We start from the raw sequence: 22,235 nt of genomic DNA on the forward strand, positions 1-22,235 counted from the left end.
GGGCGGGTAAGGTCTGCGGCTGTGAGTGGTACTTCCCCAGCTCTTCAGCCTCCCGCAGACGCGGTACGACCCGTGCGGCACCCCGACGCTCCCGCGCCCGGCGAGCCCCTCGGCGCCCACTACGAACAGTGTTTCGGGTGCGGCGGCGGGCAGCCCCACGGACTGCACCTGGAGGCGCGGGCCGGCGAAGGCGTCACGATCACCGCCGAGTTCACCGTGCAGCCCGCCCACCAGGGCGCTCCCGGTCTCGCGCACGGCGGCGTGCTCGCGACCGCGCTCGACGAGACCCTCGGCTCGCTGAACTGGCTGCTGCGGACGATCGCCGTGACCGGGCGGCTGGAGACCGACTTCGTCAGGCCGGTGCCGGTGGGCACCACCCTGCATCTGACGGCCGAGGTCACGGCCGTGGCGGGCCGCAAGATCTACTCGACCGCCACCGGGCGCATCGGCGGCCCGGACGGGCCCGTCGCCGTCCGCGCGGACGCCTTGTTCATCGAGGTGAAGGTCGACCACTTCATCGACAACGGCCGCCCGGAGGAGATCCGCGCCGCCATGAGCGACCCCGATCAGCAAAGGCGCGCCCGCGCCTTCGAGGTGAACCCGTGAGCCGTGCTCCCCGTCAAGAGCTCGACGTGCAGATCCGCCGCGTCGATCCGGACGTACCGCTTCCGACGTACGAACACCCCGGCGACGCGGGAGCCGATCTGCGGACCACCGAGGCGTGCCAACTGGAGCCCGGTGAGCGGGCGGTGCTGCCCACCGGGGTGTCTATCGCCCTCCCGGAGGGGTACGCGGCCTTCGTGCACCCCCGATCCGGTCTCGCCGCCCGCTGCGGTGTCGCTCTCGTGAATGCCCCGGGGACGGTTGATGCCGGGTACCGTGGGGAGATCAAGGTGATCGTGGTGAATCTCGACCCGCGCGAGGCCGTGCGGTTCGAGCGCTTCGACCGGATTGCCCAACTGGTCGTCCAGCAGATCGAGAGGGTCCGCTTCCACGAGGTGGCGGAGCTTCCCGATTCGGCGCGGGCCGAAGGGGGCTTCGGGTCCACCGGGGGCCACGCCTCGGTGGCCGGAACCAGCAGCACGAACGGTCAGGCCGCCGAGGGCGGCCGGGCGGGTGGGAATCGATACGCATCGGTCGTATCCGACCGGGAAGGACAGTGACGTGTTCGGACGTCGCAATAAGAAGGGTGCCGCCGAGGACGCGGCCGGCGAGGCCGAGCAGGTCGTCGACAGCGTCGACACTGAGGCGGACGAGGAAGAGCGCGGGCGCGTGCGGCTCGAACCCGGGCCGCGGCCCGACGGACCCTGGGACGACTCCGAGGTGAGCGACCCGGCCGAGGGCCGCGTGGACCTGGGCGGCATGTTCGTACCCGGCGTCGACGGCATGGAGCTGCGGGTCGAGGTCGCGGGCGACGCGATCGTCGCGGCGACCGTCGTGCTGCGCGACAGCGCCATCCAGCTGCAGGCCTTCGCCGCTCCCAAGCGCGAGGGCATCTGGGGCGAGGTGCGCGAAGAGATCGGTTCGGGCATCACCCAGCAGGGTGGGATCATCGACGAGGTCGAGGGCCCGCTGGGCTGGGAGCTGCGGGCCCAGGTGCCGGTGCAACTGCCGGACGGCACGGGCGGTTTCCAGGTCGTGCGGTTCGTCGGTGTGGACGGTCCGCGCTGGTTCCTGCGCGGTGTGATCTCGGGGCAGGGCGCGGTGCAGCCGCAGGCGGCCGGCCTGCTCGAGCAGATCTTCCGGGACACGGTCGTGGTCCGCGGCGAGGGCCCGATGGCGCCCCGCGACCCCATCGTCCTGAAGCTGCCGAACGACGCGCAGATGGTGCCCGAGGGTGTGCAGCAGGAGGAGTCCTCGCGCTTCGCGGGCGGCATGGGACAGCTCCAGCGCGGACCGGAGATCACCGAGGTCCGCTAGACCCTCCGCACGCAGAACGGTTCGAGAGCCGCACCCCTTGGGGTGCGGCTCTTTCGCGTGCGTGTGTGCGTGAACTCTTGACGGCGTATTGGTCTGTACCTACCGTTCCGGCTCACCGGCGCCTGTTCATAAAGGCGCTTCACATTCACATATGAGAACGGATGGCCCCCCACCATGCGCCGTACCGCCCTCCTCGTCACCACCTCCGCGCTTGTCGTGGGCATGCTCGTGTGGCCCAGCGCCCGCCACGCGGACGCCGCCCCCAGCGCCTTCGTCCACCCCGGAGTCACCGTCTCCAGGGCGCAACTGGACTTCGCGCGCGCCAAGGTCGATACCGGCGCCCAGCCCTGGAAGGGCGCCTACGACCAGATGATGGCGAGCAAGTACGCGGATCTGAACCGCACGCCGAAGCCCCGCGCCACGGTCGAGTGCGGCTCGTACTCGAATCCCGACTACGGCTGCACGGACGAGCGCCAGGACGCGATCGCCGCGTACACCGACGCGCTCGCCTGGTACATCACCCGCGACGACCGGTACGCGAAGAAGTCCATCGAGCTGATGGACGCCTGGTCCGCCGTGATCAAGGACCACACCAACAGCAACGCGCCCCTGCAGACCGGCTGGGCGGGCTCCTCCTGGCCGAAGGCCGCCGAGATCATCAAGTACACGTACACCGGGACCTGGGCGAACTCCGGCCGCTTCGCGACCATGCTGCGTGACGTCTACCTCCCCGAGATCATCAACGGCTCCAACTCCAACGGGAATTGGGAGCTGACGATGATGGAGGCCGCCGTGGGCATCTCCGTCTTCCTTGACGACAAGGCGTCGTACGACAAGGCCATGGCGACGTTCCGGACCCGTACGGCCGCCTATGTGTACCTGGCCTCCGACGGCGCACTGCCGAAGACCGTGCCCAGCCAGCACCTCGACACCGAGCAGAAGATCGTCGACTACTGGCAGGGGCAGTCCACCTTCGTCACCGGGCTCACCCAGGAGACCTGCCGCGACTTCACCCACACCGGCTACGGCATCTCCTCGATCTCCCACGTCGCCGAGACCAGCCGGATCCAGGGCCAGGACCTCTATGGCACCGACGTCGGCGAGCGGCTGCGGCAGGCGCTCGGGTTCCAGTCCAAGTACCAGCTGGGCACGGCTGTCCCGAGCTGGCTCTGCGGCGGATCGCTGAAGCTCGGGCTCGGACCGGTCACCGAGGTCGGCTACAACGCCCTGCACAACCGCCTCGGCATCGCGATGACCAACACCCAGACGCTGACCGAGCGGCAGCGCCCGGCCGGCAGCAACAACCTCTTCGTCGCCTGGGAGACCCTCACCCACGGGGACAATCCGAGCTGACCGACCGTTGAAGGACCGGGCGCCGGGTGGCGATACTGGCGCCCGGCCGACGGCTGCACGGGGGAGGGCGCATGAGCCAGGTGGTCACCGAGACCATGGTGCGGGTCGAGAACGTCCACAAGTCCTACGGTCATGGGGCGGCCGCCGTGCACGCCCTGCGCGGCGTCTCCTTCGAGGTGCCCCGCGGCGAACTCGTGGCGCTCAAAGGGCGCTCGGGATCGGGCAAGACCACGCTCCTGAACATCGTCGGCGGGCTCGACGCACCCGGCGAGGGCCGGGTCACCGTCGACGGCCTCGATCTGTCGGACCTCGGAGAGGACGGGCTCCTCGCCCTGCGCCGCGACCGCGTCGGCTTCGTGTTCCAGTCCTTCGGGCTCATCCCGATCCTCACGGCCGCCGAGAACGTCGGCGTGCCCATGCGGCTCCGCCGGACGGAGGTCCGGGAGCGCGAGGACCGCGTCGAGCTGCTGCTCGCCCTGGTCGGCCTCGCGGACCACGCGGCGCAGCGGCCCGGCGAGCTGTCCGGCGGCCAGCAGCAGCGCGTCGCCATCGCCCGCGCGCTCGCGAACAGCCCCTCGCTGCTGATCGCAGACGAGCCGACCGGCCAGCTGGACGCGGAGACCGGGCACGCCGTCATGGAGCTGCTGCGGGCCGTCGTCCACAGCGAGAAGGTCACCGCTCTGGTCGCCACCCACGACGCGACCCTGCTGGACCTGGCCGACCGGGTCCTGGAGCTGGGGGACGGGCGGATCGTCGGGCACTGACCGGCCGAGTCCGTCAGGGATGCGTCAAAAACATCACTTGCCCCGGCTCTCGTCCCTTTTGTCCGGAACGCTGGCCGTAAGGTCGACGCTGCGTGCGCGGCACGGAACGGGAAGACAATAGGGGCCATGGGACGCGGCAAGCTTCGGATCTACCTCGGTGCGGCACCGGGCGTCGGCAAGACGTACGCCATGCTCTCCGAGGCGCACCGGCGCGTGGAGCGGGGCACCGACTGCGTCGTGGGCTTCGTGGAGCACCACGGCCGGCCGCGCACCGAGGTGATGCTGCACGGCCTGGAGCAGGTGGCGCGCAAGGAGCTGGAGTACCGCGGCGCCGCCTTCACCGAGATGGACGTCGACGCCGTGCTCGGCCGGGCCCCCCAGGTCGCCCTCGTGGACGAACTCGCCCACACCAACATCCCCGGCTCCCGCAACGCCAAGCGCTGGCAGGACGTGGAGGAGCTGCTCGCCGCCGGCATCGACGTCGTCTCCACCGTCAACATCCAGCATCTGGAGTCGCTCGGCGACGTCGTCGAATCGATCACCGGGGTGCGGCAGCGGGAGACGGTGCCGGACGAGATGGTGCGCCGCGCGGACCAGATCGAGCTGGTCGACATGTCGCCCGAGGCGCTGAGGCGGCGCATGGCGCACGGCAACATCTACCGGCCGGACAAGGTCGACGCGGCCCTGTCCAACTACTTCCGGCCCGGCAACCTCACCGCCCTGCGGGAGCTGGCGCTGCTGTGGGTGGCCGACCGGGTCGACGAGTACCTGAAGCAGTACCGCAGCGAGCACCGGGTCTCGAAGATCTGGGGATCGCGCGAGCGGATCGTGGTCGGCCTGACCGGCGGACCCGAGGGCCGCACCCTCATCCGGCGGGCCGCACGCCTGGCCGAGAAGGGCGCCGGCGGCGAGGTGCTGGCCGTCTACATAGCCAGCAGCGACGGGCTGACGGCCGCCTCGCCGAAGGAACTGGCCGTGCAGCGCACCCTCGTGGAGGACCTGGGCGGCACCTTCCACCACGTCGTCGGCGACGACATACCGGCGGCGCTGCTCGCCTTCGCGCGCGGGGCCAACGCGACCCAGATCGTGCTCGGCGTCTCCCGGCGCAAGAGCTGGCAGTACGTCTTCGGGCCCGGCGTCGGCGCGACGGTGGCCCGGGACTCCGGGCCCGACCTCGACGTCCACCTGATCAGCCACGGCCAGGCAGGCAAGGGGCGCGGACTTCCGGTGGCCCGCGGGGCACGGCTCGGCCGGTCCCGGATCATCGCCGGCTGGGCGGTCGGCGTGATCCTTCCGGCCATCCTCGCGGTGCTGCTCAACACCGTCCACCTGGGCCTCGCCAACGACATGCTGCTGTTCCTGGCGGTGACGGTCGCGGCGGCGCTGCTCGGCGGGCTGCTGCCCGCGCTGGCCTCGGCCGCGGTGGGCTCCCTGCTGCTGAACTACTTCTACACGCCGCCGCTGCACCGCTTCACCATCGCCGACCCCAAGAACATCGTCGCGATCGTCATCTTCGTCGGTGTCGGCGCCTCGGTCGCCTCGGTCGTGGACCTCGCGGCCCGCCGCACCCACCAGGCGGCCCGGCTGCGCGCCGAGTCGGAGATCCTGTCCTTCCTGGCGGGCAACGTGCTGCGCGGCGAGACCGGCCTGGAGGACCTCCTGGAACGGGTCCGCGAGACCTTCGGCATGGAGTCGGCCGCCCTGCTGGAGCGGGCGAGCGACCACGACCCGTGGACCTGCGCGGGCCGCGCCGGACTCGGGCCGGCGGTCGTGCGGCCGGAGGACGCCGACGTGGACGTGCCGGTCGGGGACCATCTGGCGCTGGCCCTCACCGGCCGGGTGCTGCCCGCCGAGGACCGCCGGGTGCTGGCCGCGTTCGCCGCCCAGGCCGCCGTCGTACTGGACCGCACGCGCCTTCAGGAGGAGGCCGACCGAGCCCGGGCGCTGGCCGAGGGCAACCGCATCCGTACGGCGCTGCTGGCCGCCGTCTCCCATGACCTGCGCACCCCGCTCGCCGGGATCAAGGCGTCGGTGTCGTCGCTGCGCTCGGACGACGTGGCGTGGTCCGAGGAGGACCAGGCGGAACTGCTGGAGGGCATCGAGGAGGGCGCCGACCGGCTCGACCACCTCGTGGGCAACCTCCTGGACATGTCCCGGCTGCAGACCGGCACGGTCAGGCCGCTGATCCGCGAGGCCGACGTCGACGAGGTCGTGCCGATGGCGCTGGTCGGGGTGCCCGAGGGCAGCGTCGCGCTGGACGTGCCGGAAACCCTGCCCATGGTCGACGTCGACCCGGGGCTGCTGGAGCGGGCGATGGCCAACCTGGTCGAGAACGCCGTCAAGTACAGCCCGCCGCAGGAGGCGGTCCTGGTCGCCGCGAGCGCCATCGCCGACCGGGTGGAGGTACGGGTCGTCGACCGCGGCCCCGGCGTCCCCGACGACGCCAAGGAACGCATCTTCGAGCCCTTCCAGCGCTACGGCGACGCGCCGCGCGGAGCCGGCGTGGGCCTCGGCCTCGCCGTGGCGCGCGGCTTCACCGAGGCGATGGGCGGCACCCTGGACGCCGAGGACACCCCCGGCGGCGGCCTCACGATGGTCCTCACCCTGCGCGCGGCCGCCTCGCACGCGCAGGATGATCTCCACCCGGCGGAACCCGAAAGGCAGACCACATGGTGAGCCCGACCGGGGGTGCCCCCCAGGCCCCCACCAGGGTGCTCGTCATCGACGACGAGCCGCAGATCGTCCGTGCCCTCGTGATCAACCTCAAGGCGCGCCGGTACGAGGTCGACGCGGCCCACGACGGCGCCAGCGCCCTCCAGCTCGCCGCCACCCGCCACCCCGACGTGGTCGTCCTCGACCTGGGCCTGCCCGACATGGACGGCGTCGAGGTGATCAAGGGGCTGCGCGGCTGGACCCGGGTGCCGATCCTGGTGCTGTCCGCGCGGCACACCTCCGACGAGAAGGTCGAGGCGCTGGACGCGGGCGCGGACGACTACGTCACCAAGCCGTTCGGCATGGACGAGCTGCTGGCCCGGCTGCGGGCCGCGGTCCGCCGGGCCGAGCCGGTCGGTGCCGGCGAGGACGACGTGACGACCGTGGAGACCGAGGAGTTCACCGTCGACCTGGCCGCGAAGAAGGTCAACCGGGACGGCAGGGACGTACGGCTGACGCCCACGGAGTGGCACCTGCTGGAGGTGCTGGTGCGCAACACGGGACGCCTGGTGAGCCAGAAGCAGCTCCTGCAGGAAGTGTGGGGTCCGTCATACGGAACCGAGACGAACTACCTCAGGGTGTACATGGCGCAACTGCGAAGGAAACTCGAGGCCGACCCCTCGCACCCCAAGCACTTCGTCACCGAGCCGGGCATGGGCTACCGGTTCGAGCGCTAGGGCCGCGGGTACGTAGCCGTCAGTGCACCCCGGTACGCTTCAAGACATGAGTGCTGTTCCTCGTTCCGAAAAGCCGGTGGGCCGGTTCCGGCGCATGCTTGACCGGCTCTCCTCTTCGCAGGAGGACCTGGAGTCCGAGGAGCTGCGGGAGGATACCCAGACCGCGGGATGTACCCGGATCGGTGACTGCCACGACCGACAGATCGTCACGGTTACTGGTACCTTGCGCACGGTCACCCTGCGGCCGCGCGCGGGCGTCCCGGCCCTGGAGGCCGAGCTGTTCGACGGCTCCGCCGCGCTCGACGTGGTGTGGCTCGGGCGGCGCTCCATCGTCGGGATAGAGCCGGGGCGCAGACTGATCGCATCGGGCCGGATCTCGATGAGCCGGGGCCGCCGGGTGCTGTTCAATCCGAAATACGAACTGAGACCCCTCGGACGGGAGTAGCCGGTGACGTCGCTCGACAAGCCGACCGAAGACACTCAAGCCGACGACACGCGGACGGTGACGGAGGCCGCCCTGTTCGAGGCGTTCGGCGGAGTGCGGGGCATGGTCGAGACGGTGCTGCCCGGCCTGCTCTTCGTCACCATCTACACGATCAACAAGGACCTGCACTGGTCGGCCATCGCGGCGCTCGTGGTGTCCCTGGCGCTCGTGGTGGTCCGCCTGGTCATGCGGGACACCGTCAAGCATGCCTTCAGCGGGGTCTTCGGCGTCGCCTTCGGCGTCGTCTTCGCGATGATGACGGGCAACGCCAAGGACTTCTATCTGCCCGGCATGCTCTACACGCTGGGCCTGGCGCTGGCGTACATCGTCACGACGCTGTGCGGGGTCCCGCTCCTCGGGCTGATCCTCGGGCCCGTCTTCAAGGAGAACCTCTCCTGGCGTACGCGCAACCCGGGCCGCAAGAAGGCGTACTCCAAGGCCAGTTGGGCCTGGGGCCTGATCCTGCTCGGCAAGTGCGCGATCCTCTTCCCGCTGTACTGGTGGGCGAACACCGCTCAGCTGGGCTGGGTCCTGGTCGCCCTCAAGATCCCGCCGTTCCTGCTGGCCGTGTGGCTGACCTGGGTCTTCCTGGCGAAGGCGCCCGCGCCGATCGACGTGTTCGCGGAGATGGAGGCGGAGGAGCAGGCCGAGAAGGAGCGGGCCGCCGCCGCGGGGGTCGAGGCGAGCGGCGGGCGGCACCGCCGGGAGGCGTAGGCCCCCCGCGAGCGGTCATTCGCTCTACGACGACGAGGGGGGGGCCCCCCCGGGGGGGGGGGCCCCCGGGGGGGGGGGGGGGGGGCCCGCGGGGGGGCCCCCCCCCGGGGCCCCGCCCCCCCCCCCCCCGGGGGGCCCCCCGCCGGGGGGGGGCGCCCCTCGTCGTCGTAGACGCGGCGAACGCGGCGGCTAGCCCGCCGTGTCCCCCCTGCGCAGCGACAGCAGGTCCTCCAGCTGCTCCTCCCTGGCCTGGGCGGCCACGAAGAGCAGCTCGTCGCCCGGCTCCAGGGAGTCCTCCTTGGAGGGGGTGAGGACACGGGTGCCGCGGATGATCGTGACCAGGGAGGTGTCCTCGGGCCACTCCACGTCGCCGACCTGGGTGCCGGCCAGGGCCGACTCCTCCGGCAGCGTCAGCTCCACCAGGTTCGCGTCGCCGTGGCTGAAGCGGAGCAGGCGGACCAGGTCGCCGACGCTCACCGCCTCCTCGACCAGGGCGGACATCAGACGCGGGGTGGAGACGGCGACGTCGACGCCCCAGGACTCGTTGAAGAGCCACTCGTTCTTGGGGTTGTTGACGCGGGCCACGACGCGCGGAACGCCGTACTCCGTCTTGGCCAGGAGCGAGACGACCAGGTTCACCTTGTCGTCGCCCGTCGCGGCGATCACGACGTTGCAGCGCTGTAGCGCCGCCTCGTCCAGCGACGTGATCTCGCAGGCGTCGGCGAGCAGCCACTCCGCCTGCGGGACACGCTCGACCGAGATGGCGGTCGGCGTCTTGTCGATGAGCAGGACCTCGTGGCCGTTCTCCAGCAGCTCGCCCGCGATCGAGCGGCCGACCGCTCCGGCACCGGCAATGGCAACCCTCATCAGTGCCCCCCCTCCTCGTCGGGCCCCTTGGCGAAGGACGCCTCGACCTTGTCGACCTCGTCGGTGCGCATCATCACGTGCACCAGGTCGCCCTCCTGCAGCACCGTCTGGGAGGTGGGCAGGATCGCCTCGCCGAGCCGGGTCAGGAACGCCACCCGGACGCCCGTCTCCTCCTGCAGCCTGCTGATCTTGTGACCGACCCAGGCGGCGGAGGCGTGCACCTCGGCGAGCTGGACGCCGCCGGTGGGGTCGCGCCACAGCGGCTCGGCGCCCGAGGGGAGCAGCCGGCGCAGCATCTGGTCGGCCGTCCAGCGGACCGTCGCGACCGTGGGGATGCCGAGGCGCTGGTAGACCTCGGCGCGGCGCGGGTCGTAGATGCGGGCGGCGACGTTCTCGACACCGAACATCTCGCGGGCCACGCGCGCGGAGATGATGTTCGAGTTGTCGCCGCTGGACACGGCGGCGAAGGCACCGGCCTCTTCGATGCCGGCCTCGCGCAGGGTGTCCTGGTCGAAGCCGATGCCGGTGACCCGGCGGCCGCCGAATCCGGGGCCGAGGCGGCGGAAGGCCGTGGGGTCCCGGTCGATGACGGCGACCGTGTGCCCCTGCTGCTCCAGGGTCTGGGCAAGAGCGGAACCTACTCTTCCGCAGCCCATGATGACGATGTGCACGACCGTCCTTCCGGTGTCAAGAATCACAGCTCAGCTCGATCAGGGTCTCAGACCGACGCCCAAAGCTACACACCAGCGGTGGGACGCAGGCACCCCTGTGCACGGTTGCCGCACGGCTTGTGACCTCAGCGCCGGCTGATGCTGCGGACGCTGGCGAGCGTCAGGATTCCGAGGCCGACGAGGGCCGCCGCGGCGCCGATCAACTCTGCGGTGGCATGCATGGAACCTCCGTAGGACGACAACAGGGCGATGACAGCGGGGAGTAGAGCGGTGCTTGTCATATAGGCATGACGCGACGGCGGCCCGCGGAATCCGCAGCCGTGGCCTCGCTGTTTTCACCCGGAGGGCAGATCCGGGGACGGCGGTTCCGCACTCGCGCACAGCCGAGGGTGGGGGAGGTGGTTCGGCGGCCGTTCGAACGCCTACGATTACCTGTTGTGTCCAAACTGACCGACGTGCCCAAACGGATTCTGATCGGGCGCGCACTGCGCAGCGACCGGCTCGGCGAAACGCTCCTTCCGAAGCGGATCGCCCTCCCCGTCTTCGCCTCCGACCCGCTGTCCTCGGTGGCGTACGCCCCCGGGGAAGTACTGCTGGTCCTTTCCATCGCAGGCGTGTCGGCGTACCACTTCAGCCCCTGGATCGCGCTCGCCGTCGTGGTGCTGATGTTCACGGTGGTCGCCTCCTACCGGCAGAACGTGCACGCCTACCCCAGCGGCGGCGGCGACTACGAGGTCGCGACCACCAACCTGGGCGCCAGGGCGGGCCTGACCGTGGCCAGCGCCCTTCTCGTCGACTACGTCCTCACCGTCGCCGTCTCGATCGCGTCCGGCATCGAGAACCTCGGCTCGGCGGTCCCCTTCGTGGTCGAGCACAAGGTGTTCTGCGCGGTGGCCGTGATCGTGCTGCTGACGCTGATGAACCTGCGCGGGGTCAAGGAGTCCGGCAAGCTCTTCGCGATCCCGACGTACGTGTTCGTCGGCGGCGTGTTCATCATGATCGCGTGGGGCGCCTTCCGCGGCCTCGTGCTCGGCGACACCATGCGGGCGCCGACGGCGGACTACACGATCAAGGCCGAGCACCAGGGACTGGCCGGTTTCGCCCTCGTCTTCCTGCTGTTGCGCGCCTTCTCCTCCGGCTGTGCGGCGCTCACCGGCGTCGAGGCGATCTCCAACGGCGTGCCGGCCTTCCGCAAGCCCAAGTCGAAGAACGCCGCGACCACGCTCGCGGCGATGGGCCTGCTCGCCGTCACCATGTTCTGCGGCATCATCGTCCTCGCCCTGACGACCAAGGTCCGCATGGTCGAGAACCCGGCCACCGACCTGCTCAAGGAAGGCGTGGGCGTCGGTTCCGGATATGTGCAGAACCCGGTGATCACGCAGGTCGCCGAGGCCGTCTTCGGCAAGGGCAGCTTCTTCTTCGTGGTGCTGGCCGCGGCCACCGCGCTGGTGCTGTTCCTGGCCGCCAACACCGCCTACAACGGCTTCCCGGTGCTCGGCTCGATCCTCGCCCAGGACCGCTACCTGCCCCGCCAGCTGCACACCCGCGGCGACCGGCTCGCCTTCTCCAACGGCATCGTCCTGCTGGCCGGTGCGGCGACCCTGCTCGTCATCATCTACGGCGCCGACTCGACCCGGCTGATCCAGCTCTACATCGTCGGCGTGTTCGTGTCCTTCACCCTCAGCCAGACCGGCATGGTCCGGCACTGGAACCGCCATCTGGCGACCGAGAAGGACCCGGCCAGGCGCAGCCACATGATCCGCTCGCGCGCCATCAACACCTTCGGCGCCTTCTTCACCGGCCTGGTGCTGGTGGTCGTCCTCGTCACCAAGTTCACGCACGGCGCCTGGGTGGCGCTGCTGGGCATGTGCATCTTCTACGCGACGATGACGGCCATCCGTAAGCACTACGACCGCGTGTCCTCCGAGATCGCGGCACCCGAGGGCCCGAGCGACGACAGCGTCCGGCCGTCCCGGGTGCACTCGGTGGTCCTGATCTCGAAGATCCACCGCCCCACGCTGCGCGCCCTCGCCTACGCCAAGCTGATGCGCTCCGACTCCCTGGAGGCGCTGACCGTCAACGTCGACCCGGCGGAGACGAAGATGCTGCGCGAGGAGTGGGAGCGGCGCGGCATCGACGTACCGCTGAAGGTGCTGGACTCGCCGTACCGCGAGATCACGCGGCCGATCATCGAGTACGTGAAGGGGCTGCGCACGGAGTCGCCGCGCGACGCGGTGTCCGTGATCATCCCCGAGTACGTGGTGGGCCACTGGTACGAGCACCTGCTGCACAACCAGAGCGCGCTCCGGCTGAAGGGCCGGTTGCTGTTCACGCCCGGCGTCATGGTCACCTCGGTGCCCTACCAGCTGGTGTCCTCGGAGGCCGCGAAGCTGCGAGCCCGCAGGCGGCAGGACTGGAACGCGCCGGGTTCGGTGCGGCGCGGCCCGGCCCAGTCGGGCCGCTCGAAGGAGCACACCGGCAACAAGGGCTGACGCTCGCCGGTCAACGGCCGGACGACACCCACGTAGACTGGTGGGCTGTTGTCCGGCCGTTTCGCACCCGACGTTGTGGAGTCACCCCGCCATGCAGGCAGAACCGAAGAAGTCGCTGGTGGGGGAGGAGTACGAGGTCGAGGTCGGTCCCGTCGCCCACGGCGGTCACTGCATCGCCCGTACCGCCGAGGGCCAGGTCCTGTTCGTCCGGCACGCGCTGCCCGGCGAACTGGTCGTGGCACGCGTGACCGAGGGCGAGGAAGGGGCCCGGTACCTGCGCGCGGACGCGGTCGAGATCCTCACCCCCGCCAAGGACCGCATCGAGGCGCCCTGCCCCTACGCCGGTCCCGGCCGCTGCGGCGGCTGCGACTGGCAGCACGCCAAGCCGGGCGCACAGCGCCGGCTCAAGGGCGAGGTCCTCGCCGAGCAGTTGCAGCGGCTCGCGGGCCTCACGCCCGAGGAGGCCGGCTGGGACGGCACGGTGATGCCGGCCGAGGGCGACAAGCTGCCCGCGGGCGAGGTGCCCGCCTGGCGCACGCGCGTGCAGTACGCGGTGGACGCCGACGGCCACGCCGGTCTGCGCCGCCACCGGTCGCACGACGTCGAGCCGATCGACCACTGCATGATCGCCGCTCCCGGAGTGAGTGAACTGGGCATCGAGAAGCGCGACTGGAGCGGCATGGCCTCCGTCGACGCGATCGCGGCGACGGGTTCGCAGGACCGCCAGGTGATCCTGACCCCGCGTCCGGGCGCCCGCCTGCCGATCGTGGAGCTGGACAAGCCGGTGTCGGTGATGCGGGTCGGCGAGAAGGACGGCGGGGTGCACCGGGTGCACGGCCGTCCCTTCGTCCGCGAGCGCGCGGACGGGCGCACGTACCGGGTCGGCAGCGGCGGCTTCTGGCAGGTCCACCCGAAGTCGGCGGACACGCTGGTGACGGCCGTCATGCAGGGCCTGCTGCCGCGCAAGGGCGAGATGGCGCTCGACCTGTACTGCGGCGTCGGCCTGTTCGCGGGCGCGCTGGCCGACCGGCTCGGCGAACAGGGCGCGGTGCTCGGCATCGAGTCCGGCAAGCGAGCGGTCGAGGACGCCCGGCACAACCTCGAGGGCTTCGAGCGGGTGCGCATCGAGCACGGCAAGGTGGAGAGCGTGCTGCCGCGCACCGGCATCACCGAGGTCGACCTGATCGTCCTGGACCCGCCCCGGGCGGGCGCGGGCCGGAACACGGTGGCGCACCTGGCATCGCTCGGCGCGCGCAGGATCGCCTACGTCGCCTGCGACCCGGCCGCGCTGGCCCGGGACCTGGCGTACTTCCGGGACGGCGGCTACCGGGTGCGGACGCTGCGGGCGTTCGACCTGTTCCCGATGACCCATCACCTGGAGTGCGTGGCGATCCTGGAGCCGGCGGTGAAGTGAGGTGCCGTGGACGACAGGGACCGGCGCGCCGATGAACTGGGGCCATGACCCGCTGAGTTGACGGAAGTTCGGCTGCTGCACCGTTCCGTGCCGCGTTCAACCCCCATCGGGCGAGACCGCGAGAAAGATCACGCCTGGTGGGGCGGTATTGGCCATGTCCGCGACACGCGATACCGTCGATGCGATATCGACGAAGGCAAGACGGAAGCCGGTGGGAATCCGGCACGGTCGCGCCACTGTGTGTCGCCGCCTCGCAAGGGCGGCGGCGAGTCAGACCCGTAGCCCTCGTCCTGTGCACCATCGAAAAGGGACGCGAACTCCCGGAGAGGCACTGCCATGGCGCAGCATGTCGCGCAGCCGACAGCCACCACTCCCACCCTCCCCGCCAAGTTGCCGATCGGAGCGATCGTCCCGTGGGCGGTCTTCTTCGGCATTCTGATGCTGGTCCTGCTGTACTTCGTCGGCGCCGAGCAGGGCGCCACGTCCGTCGTCTCCGGCTCGGACGTCCACGAGTGGGTGCACGACGCCCGCCATCTGCTCGGGTTCCCCTGCCACTGAGGCAGGGACCCCGACACCCTCATGAACTCCGCAACGGTAAGAAAACTGCTCGTGCGGGGCATGCTCGCCGGCCTCGCGGCCGGCGTGCTCGCTCTGGTCGCCGCCTACTTCCTCGGTGAGCCGAACGTCGACAAGGCGATCGGCTTCGAGGAGGCGCACGCCCACGAACACGAGATGGAGATCGTCTCCCGCGGTCTGCAGTCCACCGCCGGCCTGGCCACCGGTGTACTGGTCTACGGGGTCGCCTTCGGCGGCATCGCCGCCCTCGCGTACTGCTTCGCGCTCGGCCGCGTCGGCCGCTTCGGCCCGCGGGCGACCGCGCTGCTGCTGTCCGGCTGCGCGCTGCTCGCGGTGTACGTCGTGCCCTTCCTGAAGTACCCGGCCAACCCGCCCGCCGTCGGCAACGCCGACACCATCGGCAGGCGGACGACCCTGTACTTCCTGATGATGGTGCTCAGCGTGCTGCTCGCGGTCGCCGCGACCATCCTGGGCAAGCGGCTCGCCCCGAGACTGGGCAACTGGTACGCCACCGTCGTCGCGGTGGCCGCCTTCGCCTTGCTGATCGGCCTGGCGTTCGCGTTCCTGCCGGCCGTCAACGAGGTGCCCGCGCACTTCCCGGCCACCGTGCTGTGGCGGTTCCGGCTCTCGGCACTGGCCGTCCAGCTCACCCTGTGGGGAGCATTCGGGCTCGCCTTCGGCGAGTTGGCCGAACGGCTGCTGAATCCCAGACCGGCGAAGGCGGCCGCGCCGTCGGCGGTCACCGCCGCCGGCTGACTGGCACGAGCTGAGCGAACGACAGGGCCCGCGGGAGCGTCCGCGGGCTCTGTCGTGGTCGTGGATCAGTCGTCGGCCGGCTGGAGCGGGTTGCCCAGCCGCAGGTTCCAGCGCCCCGCCCGTCCGCTGATCTCCGTCGCCGTCAGCGGCGGCACGTCCGCGCGCCAGAAGGACGCCGCGGGCGCTCCCAACACCCGTACCAGCACGGCCCGTACGACATCCGGCTCGACCACGGCCAGCGTGCGGCCGTCCGTCTGCGACACGGTGTCCAGCCAGCGCCCGACGCGCAGGCACAGGTCCTGCACCGACTCCCCGCCGTGGGGCGCGGCGGCCGGGTCGGTCAACCACCGGGCCACCGCCTCCGGTTCGGACCCACCGACCTCCTCGATCGTGAGGCCCTCCCAGCGGCCCGCCCGCAGACCGGCCAGTTCCGCGAGCGGTTCGGCGGCGGCGAGCCCGAGTGCCGTGGCGGTCTCGCGGCAGCGCGCGCTGGGGGAGACGACGACGTGTGCGGCCGGGGGCAGCGTCCCGGCCGCCGCGCGGGCCCGCGCCGCCCCGTTGCCGTCGAGCGACGTGGTGCCGTCGTCGAAACGGGCCTGGCGCAGCGACGGGCTTGTGGCGGGCGAGATGAGGGTGACGCGGCTGGTCACGTGGCTCCTGTCGGCTGGGTCGGGGAGTTCGGCGCCCGCCCCGGGCGAGCGGCGGTGCCGTCCCTCCCTCGGTGCCGGCCCCGCCCGTACAGCGTCCTACAACCGCGCGCACTCCGGCATTCGGTTGGCGTGCGCCCGTCGGACTGCGGTGTCATGGGTTCTACGGCGGTGTGCCGTCCGGTGTGGAAAGGCAGGGCCGAACGTGGCCGACTACTCCCTGACTCTCAGTGACTCGGAGATCCAGCGCTACCGGCTCATGGCGGACGCCGCCGAGCGGCGGGAGCGTGAGTTGTGGGCCGCGGCCGGGGCGGTTCCCGGTGCGCGGATCGCGGACGTCGGATGCGGGCCCGGCGCGGTCGCGGTGCGGCTGGCGCACCTGGTGGTCCCGGACGGAGCGGTGTGGGCGGTCGACCGGGACGGCGAGGCGCTGGCCGTCGCCTCGGCGCTCGCCGGGCGCTCGGGCGTGCCGGTGCACGTCGGGGCCGGGTTTGCCGAGCACACGGGCCTGGACGCCGGCACCTTCGACCTGGTGATGATGCGGCACGTCCTGGCCCACAACGGCGGGCACGAGCAGGCGATCGTCGACCACCTCGCCACGCTCGCCCGGCCCGGCGGCGGCACGGTGTACCTCGTCGACATCGACATCGGTTCCTCCGGTCTGCGCAACGCCCCGCCCGCCTTCGACGAGATGCACGAGCTGTACGGCGAACTGCACCGGCGCCGGGGCGACGACCTGGCCATCGGCAGGCGGCTCGACGAACTGCTCGTCGCCGCGGGCCTGGACGTCGTCGCCTACGAGGGGCACATCGACGTCGTCACGCCGCCGCCCGGGATGCGCGGCCCCGCCTGGGCCGCCCGGGATTCCCTGGTCGCCGAGGGGCTGGCGGGCCCGGACGACATCGCCCGCTGGGACGCGGCCTTCCAGGAGGCCGAGAAGGACGGGGGCGCGCGCCGCTTCTTCGCCGCCAACTTCGTTGCCGTCGGGCGGCGTTCGTGAGTCTTTCCAGCTCCGAACACGGCCGGGGCCGGCCCGATGCGGGCCGGCCCCGGTGTGTGGTGCGGTGGGATCAGACGAGGTCGAACCGGTCCAGGTTCATGACCTTGACCCACGCCTTGACGAAGTCCGTCACGAACTTCTCCTTGGCGTCGTCGCTCGCGTAGACCTCCGCGAGGGCGCGCAGCTCGGAGTTGGAGCCGAAGACGAGGTCGGCACGGGTGCCGGTCCACCTGACCGCGCCGGAGGCGTCACGGCCCTCGAACGTGGTCTGGTCCTCGGACGTGGACTTCCAGGTCGTGCCCAGGTCGAGCAGGTTGACGAAGAAGTCGTTGGTCAGCCGGCCCGGCGTCTCGGTGAGGACGCCGTGCTTCGAACCGTCGTAGTTCGCACCCAGGACCCGCAGGCCGCCGACCAGCGCGGTCATCTCGGGGGCGCTCAGGTTGAGCAGGTTGGCGCGGTCCAGCAGCAGGAACTCGGCCGGCAGGCGGGTGCCCTTGCCGACGTAGTTGCGGAACCCGTCGTACTGCGGCTCCAGCGCGGCGAACGACTCGGCGTCGGTGTGCTCGTCGGTCGCGTCGACACGGCCGGCCGCGAACGGTACCTCGACCTCGACGCCGGCGTCCTTGGCCGCCTTCTCCACGGCCGCGGTGCCGCCGAGGACGATCAGGTCGGCCACGGAGACCTTCTTGGCGCCGGAGTTGAACTCGCCCTGGATGTTGTCCAGGACACGCAGGACCTGCGCGAGCTCGTCCGGGTTGTTGACCTCCCAGCCGCGCTGCGGCTCGAGGCGGAGGCGGCCGCCGTTGGCGCCACCGCGCTTGTCGGTGCCGCGGAACGTCGCGGCAGACGCCCAGGCGGCGCCGATCAGCTGCGGGACGGTCAGGCCGGAGTCGAGGATCTTGGCCTTGAGCGCGGCGACGTCCGCGGCGTCGATCGCCTCGCCCTCCGCCTCGGGCAGCGGGTCCTGCCACAGCAGCGTCTCCGCCGGGACCTCCGGGCCGAGGTACAGGGACTTCGGGCCCATGTCACGGTGGGTCAGCTTGTACCAGGCGCGCGCGAACGCGTCCCGGAACTCCTCCGGGTTCTCGTAGAACCGGCGGGAGATGGGCTCGTAGATCGGGTCGAAGCGCAGCGACAGGTCGGTGGTGAGCATCGTCGGGCGGTGCTTCTTCTCCGGGTCGAAGGCGTCCGGAACGATCTCCGGGGCGTCCTTCGCCTCCCACTGGTTGGCGCCGGCCGGGCTCTGGACGAGCTCGTACTCGTACTCGAAGAGGTTCTTGAAGAACCCGTTGCTCCACTGGGTCGGGGTGGTGGTCCAGGTGACCTCCAGGCCGGACGTGATCGCGTCCTTGCCCACGCCCGTGCCGTACGTGCTCTTCCAGCCGAGGCCCATCTGCTCCATCGGGGCGGCCTCGGGGTCGTCGCCCACGTTGTCGGCCGGGCCGGCGCCGTGGGTCTTGCCGAAGGTGTGGCCACCGGCGATGAGGGCGACGGTCTCCTCGTCGTTCATCGCCATCCGGCGGAAGGTCTCGCGGATGTCGCGGGCCGCGGCGAGCGGGTCCGGGTTGCCGTTCGGGCCCTCCGGGTTGACGTAGATCAGGCCCATCTGGACGGCGCCGAGCGGGTTCTCCAGCTCACGGTCGCCGGTGTAGCGCTGGTCGTCCAGCCAGGTGGTCTCGGGGCCCCAGTAGACGTCCTCCTCGGCCTCCCAGACGTCCTCGCGGCCGCCGCCGAAGCCGAAGGGGGTGAAGCCCATCTGCTCCAGCGCGACGTTGCCGGTGAGGACCAGGAGGTCGGCCCAGGAGATGCTCTGGCCGTACTTCTTCTTGACCGGCCACAGCAGACGGCGGGCCTTGTCGAGGCTCACGTTGTCCGGCCAGCTGTTGAGCGGGGCGAAGCGCTGCTGACCGGCGCCGGCGCCGCCGCGGCCGTCGCTGATGCGGTAGGTGCCCGCGCTGTGCCAGGCCATACGGATCATCAGCGGGCCGTAGTTGCCGAAGTCCGCGGGCCACCAGTCCTGCGAGCTGGTGAGCACGTCGGCGATGTCCTGTTTCACGGCCGCGAGGTCGAGGGCCTGGAAGGCGGCGGCGTAGTCGAAGTCCTTGCCGAGCGGGTTCGCCACGTCGGGGTTCTTGGCGAGGACCTTCAGGTTGAGCCGCTCCGGCCACCACTGACGGTTGCCACCACCCTGAGTCGGGTGCGCGGCACGCTCGTGCGCGACCGGGCAGCCGCCGGTGCCCTCCGCCTTGGGGTCGGTCACGATTGCATCGGGGTTCTCAGACATGACAGTCCTTCCGAACTGGGTGAATCAGGGTGCTGAAGTGGGGGCTTCGGTGGAACAGCCGGGGCACAGGCCCCAGTAGATGACCTCGGCCTCGTCGACCGCGAAGCCGCGGTCGTCGGAGGCGGTCAGACAGGGGGCGTGGCCCACCGCGCAGTCGACGTCGACGACGGTTCCGCACGATCGGCACACGAGGTGGTGATGGTTGTCGCCGACCCGTCCCTCGAACCGGACGGCACTGCCCGGAGGCTCGAGGCGGCGGACGAGTCCTGCCGTGGTGAGCGCGTGGAGAGCCTCGTACACGGCCTGAAGGGATATGTGGCCCACCCGGTCGCGCACTCCCGACGCGATCGCTTCGACGCCGAGGTGATCGCCCTCGCGGACGGTCTCCAGCAGCGCTACACGGGCGGCCGTCACCCGCAGGCCGGCACCGCGCAGCTCAGCGGCGGTGTTCGGGGTCTGGGACGCGGTCATGGCATCAACCTAGCCGGATAAACACGAAGAGTTCAAGAAAACGAACTCGCCAAGTTTTGCCGCGCCGCCCTGAACGCCGGATGAAGCGCGGGGGTGCCGGGCGCAGGACGGGGATTCTCACCGCTGTTCCTGTCTTGTTCATGCCTACGGGTGAATCGAGGAAAGGACATCCGGTCCGCGGCGGCGCTCTGCGGTGTCCTGGAAGGAAGGTGCCGTGACCGGACGGAGGGGGGAACGCGCGTGGGTGTCCTCGTTCTATGTGCGTGGCTGCTGACCGCGGGGCTGGGCGGCTATCTCGCGGCGGTGTGGATCCGCCACGGCGGCCTGCGGCAGCGCATGCCGGGTGTGACGCGGCTGCCGCTGTGGCTGGTGGTGGGGCATGTGCTGCTCGCCGTCGCCGGGCTGGCCAGCTGGACGGCGTACCTCGCGGGCGGGGTGCGGAGCACTGCCTGGGCGGCGTGCGCCGTGGTGCTGGTCGTCGCCACGTTCGGCTTCATGATGCTGCTGCGGTGGATGCCCAGCGCGGGGCGGCACTCGCGCGGCGGCAGGACCGCCGAGCGCCACTTCCCGCTGACCGCGGTCGTCGCGCACGGGATGTGCGCGGGCGCCACCGTGCTGCTGGTCGTACTCGTGGTGCTGCGCAGGATGTGAGGCCCGGGCCGGGGCGCCGGGTGCGAGCCCGGCTCAGCGGCCGGTGTGCAGTTCCACGCAGCAGGTGTCGTCGTGGGCGGTCAGGACGGCGGTGGTCCCGGTGTGGCCGGAGGCGGCGAGGTAGCCGCACAGGAAGGCCCGGTTCATGCCGCAGATCAGATCCGGCGCCTGCGCGGCGACCGGATGGAAGGGGCAGTTGTGCAGCACCGTGCGGCCGCCGCCCGCGTCGGCGGGCTCGAAGCCGAGTGACTCCAGGGTGGCGTTGATGTCGCCCGCCCCGGTCCCGGCGCCCAGGGCCTCGCCCCTCTCCCGGGCCACGCGCACGGACGCCTCCTGTGGGCTCTCGCCGGGCTTCTGCGCCGTCAGCGCCTCGGTCAGCAGCGAGGCCAGCAGTTCGTGGCGGCGTGGGGGGAGGCTCAGCGAGACGGCGTGCGGACTCGGCTCGTACACCTTCGGGGCGCGGCCCACCCGGCGCGGGCCGTGGCCGCCGTGCCGGGCCTGGAGCAGGCCCGACGCCACGAGCTTGTCGAGGTGGAAGGCCGCGAGCTTGCGGGAGATGCCGACCGCCGCCGACGCCTCCTCCCGGGTCACGGGGTGCCTGGCCCGCCGGACGAAGTCGAGCAGCCGCCTGCGGGACTCGTCGCCCAGGACGGCGAGCGCGGCGATCGGGTCGGACGGGGCGGGGCCGGTGGTCACGAGGCCACCGTAACTCCGGCCCAGACCCTTGACCCCGGCCCGAATAAGACTAAAACTTGTTGGTGAAATACCTCACAGGCGAGGTGGGTCATGACGGTCGACGATGCTCGGGACAGTGCGCTGCGGCAGGCGAAGGAGCCGGTCAGCGGTGCGATGGCGGGGCCTTACGGGCATCCCTTCCATCCGATCCTGGTGACCGTGCCGATCGGGGCCTGGGTGTGCAGCCTGGTCTTCGACATCGCGTCGAAGACCGTGGACCGGCCGGGGTTCCTGACGCACGGGTCGGCGTGGCTGATCGCGATCGGGGTGCTGGGAGCGCTGGCCGCGGCCGCTGTCGGCTTCCTCGACCTGCTCGCGATTCCCACCGGGACACCGGCGTTCCGGACCGGTCTGGTGCACATGACCCTCAATCTCGCGGTGACCGCGGCGTACGCCGCGGGATTCGCCTGGCGGCAGGGCGGCGGCTATGCGGGAGGGCGGAGCGTCGGCGACGGGCAGCTGGCGCTCTCCGCCGCCGCCCTGGCCCTCCTCGGCGTCTCCGGCTACCTCGGCGGCAAGCTCGCCTACCGCTACGGCGTCCGCGTGGCCGCGGAGTCCGTGCAGGCCGAGGGCTACCGCAGCACTCGTACGACGTCCTGACCAGAACCGCTGGAGGCGGACCATGGACATCGCCGCTCTCGTCGCCTGGATCGTCACCGCACTCGGCGGTTTCGTCCTCCTCGCCCGCTGGATCGGCCGCGGCGGACTACGGCAGCAGCAGGCCGGGGCCACGCGCTTCCCGGCGCCGCTCGTCTTCGGTCACTTCCTGCTGGCCGCGGCCGGCCTGATCCTCTGGATCGTCTACCTCGCCGCCGACACCGGCGCCCTGGCCTGGACGTCCTTCGTCATCCTCGCGATCGTGGCCCTGCTCGGCTTCACCCTGTTCGCCCGCTGGCTCCCCGGATACCGCTCGGCCTCCGCGCCGGACGAAACCGCCCCGGCCGAGCGGCACCTCCCCGTCCCGGTCGTCGCGGCACACGGCCTGCTGGGCGCGACGACGCTGGTACTGGTGTTGCTGGCCGCGGCGGGGGTGGGGGGCAGCTGAGG

Annotated in this window: 23 protein-coding genes and 1 riboswitch; of the genes, 17 read left to right on the plus strand and 6 right to left on the minus strand. The window is 71.3% G+C overall.

Annotated elements, in window-relative coordinates:
* The first annotated feature begins 21 nt into the window (after window positions 1-21).
* The 9 genes from ACIBN2_RS06240 (at window position 22) to ACIBN2_RS06280 (ending at window position 8,624) form a co-directional block, all read left to right on the plus strand.
* On the plus strand, window positions 22-606 hold the full coding sequence (locus tag ACIBN2_RS06240; protein ID WP_399133010.1) for a PaaI family thioesterase: 585 nt from the start codon (window positions 22-24) through the stop codon (window positions 604-606).
* Entirely contained in the window at window positions 603-1,163 is a 561-nt protein-coding gene (gene dut, locus ACIBN2_RS06245; RefSeq protein WP_399133011.1) for a dUTP diphosphatase, read from the plus strand. Before ACIBN2_RS06240 ends, dut begins: the two co-directional genes overlap by 4 nt.
* A gap of 1 nt (window position 1,164) precedes the next feature.
* The gene (locus ACIBN2_RS06250) at window positions 1,165-1,920 is read left to right on the plus strand and encodes a DUF3710 domain-containing protein (RefSeq protein ID WP_399133012.1); all 756 of its coding nucleotides are present in this window, start codon (window positions 1,165-1,167) and stop codon (window positions 1,918-1,920) included.
* 174 nt (window positions 1,921-2,094) lie between these two features.
* Window positions 2,095-3,273, plus strand: coding sequence for an alginate lyase family protein (locus tag ACIBN2_RS06255; RefSeq protein WP_399133014.1), 1,179 nt, complete (start codon window positions 2,095-2,097; stop codon window positions 3,271-3,273).
* A gap of 71 nt (window positions 3,274-3,344) precedes the next feature.
* Window positions 3,345-4,037, plus strand: a complete 693-nt coding sequence (locus tag ACIBN2_RS06260; protein ID WP_399133015.1) for an ABC transporter ATP-binding protein — start codon at window positions 3,345-3,347, stop codon at window positions 4,035-4,037.
* Between the two features lie 126 nt (window positions 4,038-4,163).
* Window positions 4,164-6,713, plus strand: a complete 2,550-nt coding sequence (locus ACIBN2_RS06265) for an ATP-binding protein (protein ID WP_399133016.1) — start codon at window positions 4,164-4,166, stop codon at window positions 6,711-6,713.
* A complete protein-coding gene (locus ACIBN2_RS06270) occupies window positions 6,707-7,426 on the plus strand; it encodes a response regulator (protein WP_399133017.1) in 720 nt (239 codons plus the stop codon). The genes ACIBN2_RS06265 and ACIBN2_RS06270 overlap by 7 nt, the downstream gene beginning before the upstream one ends.
* Before the next feature lie 46 nt (window positions 7,427-7,472).
* Window positions 7,473-7,871, plus strand: a complete 399-nt coding sequence (locus tag ACIBN2_RS06275) for an OB-fold nucleic acid binding domain-containing protein (RefSeq protein ID WP_399133018.1) — start codon at window positions 7,473-7,475, stop codon at window positions 7,869-7,871.
* Window positions 7,872-7,874: 3 nt separating this feature from the next.
* Window positions 7,875-8,624, plus strand: coding sequence for a DUF3159 domain-containing protein (locus ACIBN2_RS06280; protein ID WP_399133019.1), 750 nt, complete (start codon window positions 7,875-7,877; stop codon window positions 8,622-8,624).
* Window positions 8,625-8,813: 189 nt separating this feature from the next.
* Here the strand turns inward: ACIBN2_RS06280 and ACIBN2_RS06285 are convergent, their stop codons facing one another.
* A complete protein-coding gene (locus ACIBN2_RS06285; RefSeq protein ID WP_399133020.1) occupies window positions 8,814-9,491 on the minus strand; it encodes a potassium channel family protein in 678 nt (225 codons plus the stop codon).
* Window positions 9,491-10,162 carry a potassium channel family protein gene (locus ACIBN2_RS06290; RefSeq protein ID WP_399133021.1) on the minus strand — a complete coding sequence of 224 codons (672 nt, stop codon included), beginning with the start codon at window positions 10,160-10,162 and terminating at the stop codon, window positions 9,491-9,493. The genes ACIBN2_RS06285 and ACIBN2_RS06290 overlap by 1 nt, the downstream gene beginning before the upstream one ends.
* A 437-nt stretch (window positions 10,163-10,599) precedes the next feature.
* Between ACIBN2_RS06290 and ACIBN2_RS06295 the strand changes: the two genes are divergently transcribed.
* From ACIBN2_RS06295 to ACIBN2_RS06310, 4 genes are all read left to right on the plus strand, one after another.
* On the plus strand, window positions 10,600-12,654 hold the full coding sequence (locus ACIBN2_RS06295) for an APC family permease (RefSeq protein ID WP_399133022.1): 2,055 nt from the start codon (window positions 10,600-10,602) through the stop codon (window positions 12,652-12,654).
* A 91-nt stretch (window positions 12,655-12,745) separates the two neighbouring features.
* Complete coding sequence (locus tag ACIBN2_RS06300) at window positions 12,746-14,068, plus strand: class I SAM-dependent RNA methyltransferase (protein WP_399133023.1); 1,323 nt, start codon at window positions 12,746-12,748, stop codon at window positions 14,066-14,068.
* A 203-nt stretch (window positions 14,069-14,271) separates the two neighbouring features.
* Window positions 14,272-14,344: riboswitch (cobalamin riboswitch) on the plus strand.
* A gap of 60 nt (window positions 14,345-14,404) precedes the next feature.
* On the plus strand, window positions 14,405-14,626 hold the full coding sequence (locus tag ACIBN2_RS06305) for a CbtB-domain containing protein (RefSeq protein WP_399133024.1): 222 nt from the start codon (window positions 14,405-14,407) through the stop codon (window positions 14,624-14,626).
* A 21-nt stretch (window positions 14,627-14,647) separates the two neighbouring features.
* Complete coding sequence (locus ACIBN2_RS06310) at window positions 14,648-15,400, plus strand: CbtA family protein (protein WP_399133025.1); 753 nt, start codon at window positions 14,648-14,650, stop codon at window positions 15,398-15,400.
* 65 nt (window positions 15,401-15,465) lie between these two features.
* Here the strand turns inward: ACIBN2_RS06310 and ACIBN2_RS06315 are convergent, their stop codons facing one another.
* Window positions 15,466-16,050, minus strand: a complete 585-nt coding sequence (locus tag ACIBN2_RS06315; protein WP_399133026.1) for a histidine phosphatase family protein — start codon at window positions 16,048-16,050, stop codon at window positions 15,466-15,468.
* Between the two features lie 202 nt (window positions 16,051-16,252).
* Here ACIBN2_RS06315 and ACIBN2_RS06320 point away from each other — a divergent pair, with 202 nt between their 5' ends.
* Entirely contained in the window at window positions 16,253-17,047 is a 795-nt protein-coding gene (locus tag ACIBN2_RS06320) for a class I SAM-dependent methyltransferase (protein WP_399133028.1), read from the plus strand.
* A 70-nt stretch (window positions 17,048-17,117) separates the two neighbouring features.
* Here the strand turns inward: ACIBN2_RS06320 and katG are convergent, their stop codons facing one another.
* Window positions 17,118-19,331, minus strand: a complete 2,214-nt coding sequence (katG, locus tag ACIBN2_RS06325) for a catalase/peroxidase HPI (RefSeq protein WP_399133029.1) — start codon at window positions 19,329-19,331, stop codon at window positions 17,118-17,120.
* A gap of 24 nt (window positions 19,332-19,355) precedes the next feature.
* Window positions 19,356-19,802 (minus strand): Fur family transcriptional regulator, encoded by a 447-nt coding sequence (locus ACIBN2_RS06330; RefSeq protein ID WP_399133030.1) that lies wholly within the window; start codon window positions 19,800-19,802, stop codon window positions 19,356-19,358.
* 240 nt (window positions 19,803-20,042) lie between these two features.
* Here ACIBN2_RS06330 and ACIBN2_RS06335 point away from each other — a divergent pair, with 240 nt between their 5' ends.
* The gene (locus ACIBN2_RS06335; protein ID WP_399133031.1) at window positions 20,043-20,453 is read left to right on the plus strand and encodes a hypothetical protein; all 411 of its coding nucleotides are present in this window, start codon (window positions 20,043-20,045) and stop codon (window positions 20,451-20,453) included.
* A gap of 33 nt (window positions 20,454-20,486) precedes the next feature.
* Here the strand turns inward: ACIBN2_RS06335 and ACIBN2_RS06340 are convergent, their stop codons facing one another.
* Entirely contained in the window at window positions 20,487-21,149 is a 663-nt protein-coding gene (locus ACIBN2_RS06340) for a helix-turn-helix transcriptional regulator (protein ID WP_399133032.1), read from the minus strand.
* A gap of 90 nt (window positions 21,150-21,239) precedes the next feature.
* On the opposite strand from ACIBN2_RS06340, the gene ACIBN2_RS06345 reads away from it, so the two are divergent.
* Window positions 21,240-21,788 carry a DUF2231 domain-containing protein gene (locus tag ACIBN2_RS06345; RefSeq protein ID WP_399133033.1) on the plus strand — a complete coding sequence of 183 codons (549 nt, stop codon included), beginning with the start codon at window positions 21,240-21,242 and terminating at the stop codon, window positions 21,786-21,788.
* A gap of 22 nt (window positions 21,789-21,810) precedes the next feature.
* Window positions 21,811-22,233: a hypothetical protein gene (locus ACIBN2_RS06350; RefSeq protein WP_399133034.1), complete on the plus strand. Its 423-nt coding sequence runs from the start codon at window positions 21,811-21,813 to the stop codon at window positions 22,231-22,233.
* Window positions 22,234-22,235: the final 2 nt, after the last annotated feature.

The sequence above is a fragment of the Streptomyces sp. NPDC050534 genome, from assembly GCF_044457745.1.
In the GTDB taxonomy this organism is placed as follows: domain Bacteria; phylum Actinomycetota; class Actinomycetes; order Streptomycetales; family Streptomycetaceae; genus Streptomyces.

Bases quoted from the DNA above. Each gene is read 5' to 3' on its own strand.
- ACIBN2_RS06330 (WP_399133030.1), bottom strand. From the start codon at position 19,802: ATGACCGCGTCCCAGACCCCGAACACCGCCGCTGAGCTGCGCGGTGCC.
- ACIBN2_RS06275 (WP_399133018.1), top strand. From the start codon at position 7,473: ATGAGTGCTGTTCCTCGTTCCGAAAAGCCGGTGGGCCGGTTCCGGCGC.
- ACIBN2_RS06260 (WP_399133015.1), top strand. From the start codon at position 3,345: ATGAGCCAGGTGGTCACCGAGACCATGGTGCGGGTCGAGAACGTCCAC.
- ACIBN2_RS06305 (WP_399133024.1), top strand. From the start codon at position 14,405: ATGGCGCAGCATGTCGCGCAGCCGACAGCCACCACTCCCACCCTCCCC.
- ACIBN2_RS06350 (WP_399133034.1), top strand. From the start codon at position 21,811: ATGGACATCGCCGCTCTCGTCGCCTGGATCGTCACCGCACTCGGCGGT.
- ACIBN2_RS06285 (WP_399133020.1), bottom strand. From the start codon at position 9,491: ATGAGGGTTGCCATTGCCGGTGCCGGAGCGGTCGGCCGCTCGATCGCG.
- katG (WP_399133029.1), bottom strand. From the start codon at position 19,331: ATGTCTGAGAACCCCGATGCAATCGTGACCGACCCCAAGGCGGAGGGC.
- ACIBN2_RS06265 (WP_399133016.1), top strand. From the start codon at position 4,164: ATGGGACGCGGCAAGCTTCGGATCTACCTCGGTGCGGCACCGGGCGTC.
- ACIBN2_RS06300 (WP_399133023.1), top strand. From the start codon at position 12,746: ATGCAGGCAGAACCGAAGAAGTCGCTGGTGGGGGAGGAGTACGAGGTC.
- ACIBN2_RS06345 (WP_399133033.1), top strand. From the start codon at position 21,240: ATGACGGTCGACGATGCTCGGGACAGTGCGCTGCGGCAGGCGAAGGAG.
- ACIBN2_RS06310 (WP_399133025.1), top strand. From the start codon at position 14,648: ATGAACTCCGCAACGGTAAGAAAACTGCTCGTGCGGGGCATGCTCGCC.
- ACIBN2_RS06270 (WP_399133017.1), top strand. From the start codon at position 6,707: ATGGTGAGCCCGACCGGGGGTGCCCCCCAGGCCCCCACCAGGGTGCTC.
- ACIBN2_RS06255 (WP_399133014.1), top strand. From the start codon at position 2,095: ATGCGCCGTACCGCCCTCCTCGTCACCACCTCCGCGCTTGTCGTGGGC.